This window comes from Pseudoalteromonas sp. S558 (genome assembly GCF_005886635.1).
GTDB lineage: Bacteria > Pseudomonadota > Gammaproteobacteria > Enterobacterales > Alteromonadaceae > Pseudoalteromonas > Pseudoalteromonas aliena.
On the sequence record NZ_PNDU01000205.1, the window covers coordinates 1 to 6,522 of the forward strand.

General features: G+C 37.6%; 6 protein-coding genes and 1 pseudogene. 2 read left to right on the top strand and 5 right to left on the bottom strand.

The genetic code is table 11. The features are described 5' to 3' along the window. Positions 1 to 503 (bottom strand): annotated as a pseudogene (locus CWB66_RS14280) (transposase domain-containing protein); the annotation flags it as partial. A gap of 167 nt (positions 504 to 670) precedes the next feature. Here CWB66_RS14280 and CWB66_RS14285 point away from each other — a divergent pair. Further along, positions 671 to 1,624, top strand: coding sequence for a chemotaxis protein CheV (locus tag CWB66_RS14285; protein WP_138585900.1), 954 nt, complete (start codon positions 671 to 673; stop codon positions 1,622 to 1,624). A gap of 128 nt (positions 1,625 to 1,752) precedes the next feature. Here CWB66_RS14285 and CWB66_RS23215 read toward each other — a convergent pair whose 3' ends face one another. From CWB66_RS23215 to CWB66_RS14300, 3 genes are all read right to left on the bottom strand, one after another. After that, entirely contained in the window at positions 1,753 to 1,911 is a 159-nt protein-coding gene (locus CWB66_RS23215) for a hypothetical protein (protein WP_502705294.1), read from the bottom strand. Between the two features lie 155 nt (positions 1,912 to 2,066). After that, positions 2,067 to 2,579 (bottom strand): hypothetical protein, encoded by a 513-nt coding sequence (locus tag CWB66_RS14295; RefSeq protein WP_138585901.1) that lies wholly within the window; start codon positions 2,577 to 2,579, stop codon positions 2,067 to 2,069. Positions 2,580 to 2,741: 162 nt separating this feature from the next. After that, positions 2,742 to 3,758: a metalloprotease gene (locus CWB66_RS14300; protein ID WP_138585902.1), complete on the bottom strand. Its 1,017-nt coding sequence runs from the start codon at positions 3,756 to 3,758 to the stop codon at positions 2,742 to 2,744. Between the two features lie 164 nt (positions 3,759 to 3,922). Here CWB66_RS14300 and CWB66_RS14305 point away from each other — a divergent pair, with 164 nt between their 5' ends. Next, positions 3,923 to 5,140: an EAL domain-containing response regulator gene (locus CWB66_RS14305; protein ID WP_138585903.1), complete on the top strand. Its 1,218-nt coding sequence runs from the start codon at positions 3,923 to 3,925 to the stop codon at positions 5,138 to 5,140. Between the two features lie 70 nt (positions 5,141 to 5,210). On the opposite strand, the gene CWB66_RS14310 is transcribed toward CWB66_RS14305, so the two are convergent. Further along, the gene (locus CWB66_RS14310) at positions 5,211 to 6,287 is read right to left on the bottom strand and encodes a hemolysin family protein (protein ID WP_077536670.1); all 1,077 of its coding nucleotides are present in this window, start codon (positions 6,285 to 6,287) and stop codon (positions 5,211 to 5,213) included. Positions 6,288 to 6,522: the final 235 nt, after the last annotated feature.

Genomic DNA, 6,522 nt, shown 5'->3' on the forward strand with positions numbered 1-6,522 from the left:
GGCTGCTCAACTCCATTTGACACCATTCTGACCTGTGGGTATTGTGTATTGGTCGGTTTTATAAAGGCCTCATTATTTTGGCGGGAGTTACCCGTACGCCAAACAACACCATCGACACCCAGCAAGGTAAGTCCATTCCAATGAGGGTGATTAGCGTCATCATTTCAATGTCTTTGGGTACATTCAAATAAGGCTTTCATAGCGGCTTCACCTAGGTTTTTACGACGCTGAGTTAAAGCACTTGGCGCAACAAATGGCTTCCCTTCTCGGTCAACAATATCGAGCATATTAACGACATCGGCCATCGATTTGTCATTATAAATAACCATCCCGATCAACAACCAAGCCATCGATTCTAGGGTTATTTTTCTTTTTCGTAGTGTAACGGTTTCGGTCAGCGCATAGGCTTCTTCGATAAGGGATAAAGGGAGTAAATCTGCGAGTGTTTCAACGTCATTAGATTTGATGCTGTTAATAATATCGAGAGCATTAGAAAGTTGCATAAAAAAATCCGAATTCTACAAAATAATTCGGATCCTTACATACCTAGAAGATCGTTCAAGTGCTATTAACTATTTCTTAAATGATCGGCATTAGACCCTAAGCTATGTAGTTAAAAAATAGTAAGCTATAGTAATGTAATAATTAGATTAGATTAGATAAGTTCATTATGGTTGGTGTTTTAGCTTCGGTTGATCAACGTACTCAGTTGGTTGGTGAAAACCGCTTAGAGTTGTTATTGTTTTATTTACATAGCCGCCACTTATTTGCACTCAATGTGTTTAAAATAAAAGAAGTGGTAAAGCTGCCACATTTAAGCAAAATTCCCCATTCTCACTCCAAAATAACTGGAGTTGCGAATATTAGAGGTGAATCTATACCTGTAATCGATTTACGGCAGGCTATTTCTATGTCCGCAGTGAAATACGCCGAAGACTGTAACTTAGTTATTACAGAATACAATAGAAGCGTACAAGGCTTTTTGATTGGCAAAGTTGATCAAATCGTCAATATGACATGGTCAGATATTATGCCACCGCCTAGCTCTGTTGGTAAAAATCATTACTTAACAGCGCTCACTAAAATCAAACGTGATGATCAAGAACATCTCGTTGAGATCATTGATGTAGAAAAAGTACTAGCAGAAATAGTTGAATACGAAGTAGATATTTCTGATGGGGTACTCGATCAAGGCATCGTCAATGAGTTTGCGGGACGTAAAATACTTCACGCCGATGACTCACCTACCGCACGCAAACAAGTAAGCGATACGCTATCACAACTGGGCATTGAGATTGTGCCTGCAAGTAATGGCTTAGAAGCTCTTAACATGCTTAGAGGCTGGGCTGATGAAGGGCGAGATGTCGAAAAAGAGCTCTTAATGGTAATTACAGATGCCGAAATGCCTTCTATGGATGGCTATCGCTTAACCCATGAAATACGTAACGATGGCAGGCTTAAAAATCTTTATGTGGTTCTTAACACATCTTTAAGCGGTAGCTTTAACGAGGCTATGGTAGAAAAAGTTGGTTGTAATGCATTTTTATCTAAATTCCAACCTGATTTGCTTGTTAATGAAGTACAAAATCGCCTAAAAGAAGTGCTTAATAACAGCACCGAATAGCCATACTGAAGATTTTAGTCTATTTGCCAATTTAGCGCTTTTGTGATTAATTGGCATTTTAGACACATAATAAAAATACAACATTTGCTCAAAAAAGTTGCCAAACCACTCACTACCTTAGTGAAACGTTATCTGCCTGACCCATTTATTTTTGTTACTTTACTCACCTTTGTAATTACATCTGTCGTAACACCTTCAGCCCACAAAAAATGATTACCGCAGTTTTCAATTCTATCTTGTTGTCGCACCTGATTAAATCGATGGTAATTATATTTGACACGCGCCATGCGTAGATTCCTTATTTGGGAGAAGTTTTGCTTGCAATTCACCTTTATACATTACTCTCGTTAATTAGGGGGAATCCATACATCTGCGAAATTAATCACGAAAGGTCAACACGCCCTAGTTAAATAAACGCACAGCACTGGTCACATAGATTGTATTAATCGTGCCATGGAAATTTCCTTTGATCCAATTGATGCTTTTTAACTAACTGTATGAACTCTTCTGTTTGTTGTTGCGAAAGCGTCCAAAATAAACCTCGGCTATCATATATTGGTTTATAGAATTCACTTTGCTTTGCGCAATATAAACCAAACTCAGCTGGGTTTTCCTCCTCTTGAAAAACAGCTAGGTTGTTAAGTGATTCAAAATAAATTGTCTTTTGAGGAAGTAAATAGTAACTGACCGAGACGCTGCATTTTTCTATATCTAGTGTTAGTTTTGATTCCATTAACACCAACATATAAAAGCACGTAAAAATGAAAAAAATTAAAAGCAGTATGGCAAACCAAAACAAAGTGTCCGGATTATTAAGTAAACTACCTTGGCGAAAACCATCGGCTGTTTCTTCGGGATTTAAAACACCTCTTCCAAACCACATAATAAAAGCCATCGCAACAACAACAGTAAAAAGGTACTTAGTTTTTTTAAGGATAAAATGAAATTGTGTCATGTAAGTCCCCGATATCACTATTGTGATATCGGGCTCCTTGTTATTATTGTATATGTTTTTCAATGCCTATTACGCATTATTTACAGTCGCACTAAAACGCAGTGGTGTTTGCCGCCCCCTAAATAGAACATGAACGAGCATTATTACTATTAATCGTTACAATCAACTCGATAAAATGGTCATCGGCAGGCTTAATATGGGGTTCTCTGAATCCGCAAAATGCATCATTACAGCGATATGACCAGCAACTACAACTGCATACATTACAGCCGAAAAAATTTGGCCGTATTTATCCAGTGGCATTAAATGCGAATAGTGACGACCTCGCCATTCAAATATAATCTCCAGCGCACCAACAAACAAAAAGAATACCAGTAACATCAAACCAAATGTGTAACTCAGCCATAAGCCAAATAAAACACCGAGTAAACATACGCTTAAACCAATCCATGAACGCATTGAAAAACTAATACTTTTTAATACATGCCCGCCATCAAGCGGTAAAATGGGTAGCAAGTTAAATAAATTTAGTAATGCACTAAGCACCGCGACACCGGCAAATATTTCCATTTCTGTGGCGTAATACAAAACCACACCCAGCACAGAGGTAATTAAACCAAACGCAGGCCCCATTAGCGATATAACTACATCTTGCCAACGAGTCGTTATTTTCTCATCACTTACAGCCAGTCCACCAACAAATGGGATTAAATAAATACCTTTGGTTTTTATCCCAAAATATTTCATAGCTCGCACATGGCCATATTCGTGCACAACCAGACACGCAATAAGCATGAGTGCAAATTCAATACTAAATAACCACGCATAGCCTGCAACCGAAGCCCCCGCAAGCACAGCTTTAATTACTTTAGCGCTTTTAAAAAGCTTAAAGCCTAATGCTGCTAACCCTAAAAAGCCTTTTTTAGGCGCACCGTTTGTCGATACCGGCAATGCTAGTTGTGTAGCAAATTGATCATCCACAAACAGCGAAATACTGTGCTCTTCGACCGTGCCGGTATCAATACCTATTACTTTATTATCGTGAGTAAACTGATAATAATTTTCACGTGGGTTGTCAAAGGTGATGGCTTGTTGAGCATGGAAAACTTGCACTATTTTTTGCCCTGCTACCATAAGTGAAAATGGTTGCTCGGCTAAAGTGAGGTCTATTCTTATCATAATTAAAACCGTTTAAAACAATGTACCTAGTATACCTTCTCGCTTATAAAACACGAGTAGCATACTTAATCATTATTTTTAATTATAGCGTTTTAATACTGACAAAAGTAAACAACACGACTACTTTTATAGTAATCATACGTTACACAATGAAAGGGATTACAGTGAACAAAATGGTGCCCAATATTCTAGTTGTTGACGACTCAAAGGCTATTTTGATTGTCATGGAGGCTATACTCAACGAACTAGGCATGTCAGAAACCATAACTACATGCCTAAGTGCGACAGAAGCTCTTGATAGGGTCAAAGCTGATATAAATTATTTTGACGTCATTTTTACTGATCTTAACATGCCTGAAATGGATGGTATGGAGCTGATGCGGCACTTAGGGGCATTAAATTACCACGGCGCTATTATTATTATTTCTGAAATGGCGCATAAAGTAATTAACTTAGCTGCAAATATTGCCAAGCAACATAATACTCACCTTATCGGAAATATAACCAAACCTATTCAACTATCTCAAGTGGGCACTTTATTAACAAAAGCCGCACAATTTCATTGCCACACTTTAATTAAAGAATCTGCAATTTCAAAAGAGGAGCTTATCGGCGCATTAAATAATGATGAAATAGTTCCTTTTTACCAACCTAAAGTAAATGCTTATAGTAATAAAATAGAAAGTGTAGAGGTGCTTGCCCGTATTGTTTCTAATAAGGACGGTCGTGTTATTTCACCAGATCGTTTTATTAATGTAGCTGAGCAACATAATTTAATTAACCAGATTTCATTTTCTCTTTTCGAAAAAGCCACCAGCGATTTTAACAGTATGAAAGTAGAACTTTGCCAAGGTTTTAAGCTCGCATTTAATTTATCATCCATTCAGCTTGATGACTTAGATTGCCCAAATAAGCTATTACTAATATTAGCAAATAATAAACTGACGCCCAGCGATATTATTATTGAAATAACTGAACAACATGCACTTTCCAGTCTTGCACAATTAGAAACTTTAAATAGATTAAGAATGCATGGCTTTGGTCTGTCCTTGGATGATTTTGGTGTGGGCTTTACAAATATGAATCAGCTTAAAAGCCTTCCTTTTACTGAAATAAAAATAGACCGCTCACTTATTAGCCACATAGATACCGACTTATTCTCTCAAGTGGTCGTTACTTCCTTAATTAATATAACAAGCGAAGAACATTTGGATTTAGTCGCTGAAGGTGTCGAGCGACCAGAAGAGCTCATTTATTTGAAACACCATAGGAAAAACTTAGCCGTTCAAGGTTTTTTATTCAGTCACCCTAAGCCCAAAAATGAATTTGTACGCTGGGCTAAAAACTGGATCAAAACAGCCAATAGTTTAATCAAAAAATAAATATCGGCTGAATAAATGACACCCCAAGGCTGCGCATACTTGGCATTTAACCTCGAAAGATAAACAGGCCTTAATGATCTTTTTCGGGGGCTTTATCTGTTTCGCTTACTATATGCGCACTGTTAGCTAAGCGCTTACGCCATCGTTGCTTTGCTACTGCACGCATATTTGTAGATTGATCTCGCTCATCTACAATTTCTAAGCCCATAAGAGCCTCTATCAAATCCTCTAACGTTACAATACCTAGCACATCTCCGTATTCATCAACGACTAAACATATGTGGGTACGCTTGGTTAAAAGCGTTTGCAGTAATGACGACACATTATGAGAGCTGGGCACGGTATAAATAGGTTTAACTAATTTACTTATTTTGTAGTCAGTGCCTAATCGATGAAACGCCAGCATAATATCGTTTTTATGCACAAACCCAACAATATCGTCGCTATCTTTATCAAATACCAAAATTCGAGAAAATGACGACGAACCGTAATCGTTCAAGTATTGATTCACTGTCAAATCTTTATGAACTTTAAAAAGCACAGTTCGAGGTGTCATTAAGTCACATAATTTTGCATGCCTAAAATGCAGTAAATTACGAATTATTTCAGACTCATCTTCATGAAGCGCTCCTGACTCAGTACCTATATCTGCCATTGCTTCTATTTCTTGACGAATATAATACGCTTCATTATGTGCAGGTCTCATTAAATTAGTGAGTTTTTGTGCACACCATACAAATGGTTTAAGCAAAATAACTAAAAAGCGCAGCGCATAAGTGACACTTGGCGTTAATACCCGCCAGTAATTCGCACCTAAGGTTTTGGGAATGATTTCAGAAAGTACCAGCACTAATAAAGTCATAATAGCTGATGCTATACCGACAGCTGCATCTGAAAAGACCACTGCGGCTTGCGCGCCTACCCCAGCGGCACCGGCGGTATGCGCGACTGTATTTAAAGTTAAAATAGCCGCTAAAGGCTCATCTATATTACTTTTGAGCGTTTCAAGCTGCTTGGAAAACTCAGGATGTTCTTTTTTAAGTGATGCAACGTAGCTAGGCGAAATACTTAACAGCACCGCCTCCATCACAGAACATAAAAACGAAATAACTATCGCCACGACCATATAAACTATCAGTAAAGTCACTTTCTCTCCTTAATTTCAGGTATGTAAGCATAGTAACAATACATGTTATATTTAGCCAAATTACTAATAATAGGCTCAATAATGAAGTTTAGCGCATCTTGGTACACTCAAAATAAGCTATTTAAACACGCTGCGGTGATATCAATAGGTCAATGCAACACCTTATAATTGATTATTAATTAGGTTGTTATGACTGACTTATCAAAACGTGGTTTAAGTGATATTGAAAAGCTGC

Excerpts from the sequence above, each read along its gene's own strand:
- CWB66_RS14285 (WP_138585900.1), top strand. The coding sequence starts at position 671 with ATGGTTGGTGTTTTAGCTTCGGTTGATCAACGTACTCAGTTGGTTGGT.
- CWB66_RS23215 (WP_502705294.1), bottom strand. The coding sequence starts at position 1,911 with ATGGCGCGTGTCAAATATAATTACCATCGATTTAATCAGGTGCGACAA.
- CWB66_RS14295 (WP_138585901.1), bottom strand. The coding sequence starts at position 2,579 with ATGACACAATTTCATTTTATCCTTAAAAAAACTAAGTACCTTTTTACT.
- CWB66_RS14300 (WP_138585902.1), bottom strand. The coding sequence starts at position 3,758 with ATGATAAGAATAGACCTCACTTTAGCCGAGCAACCATTTTCACTTATG.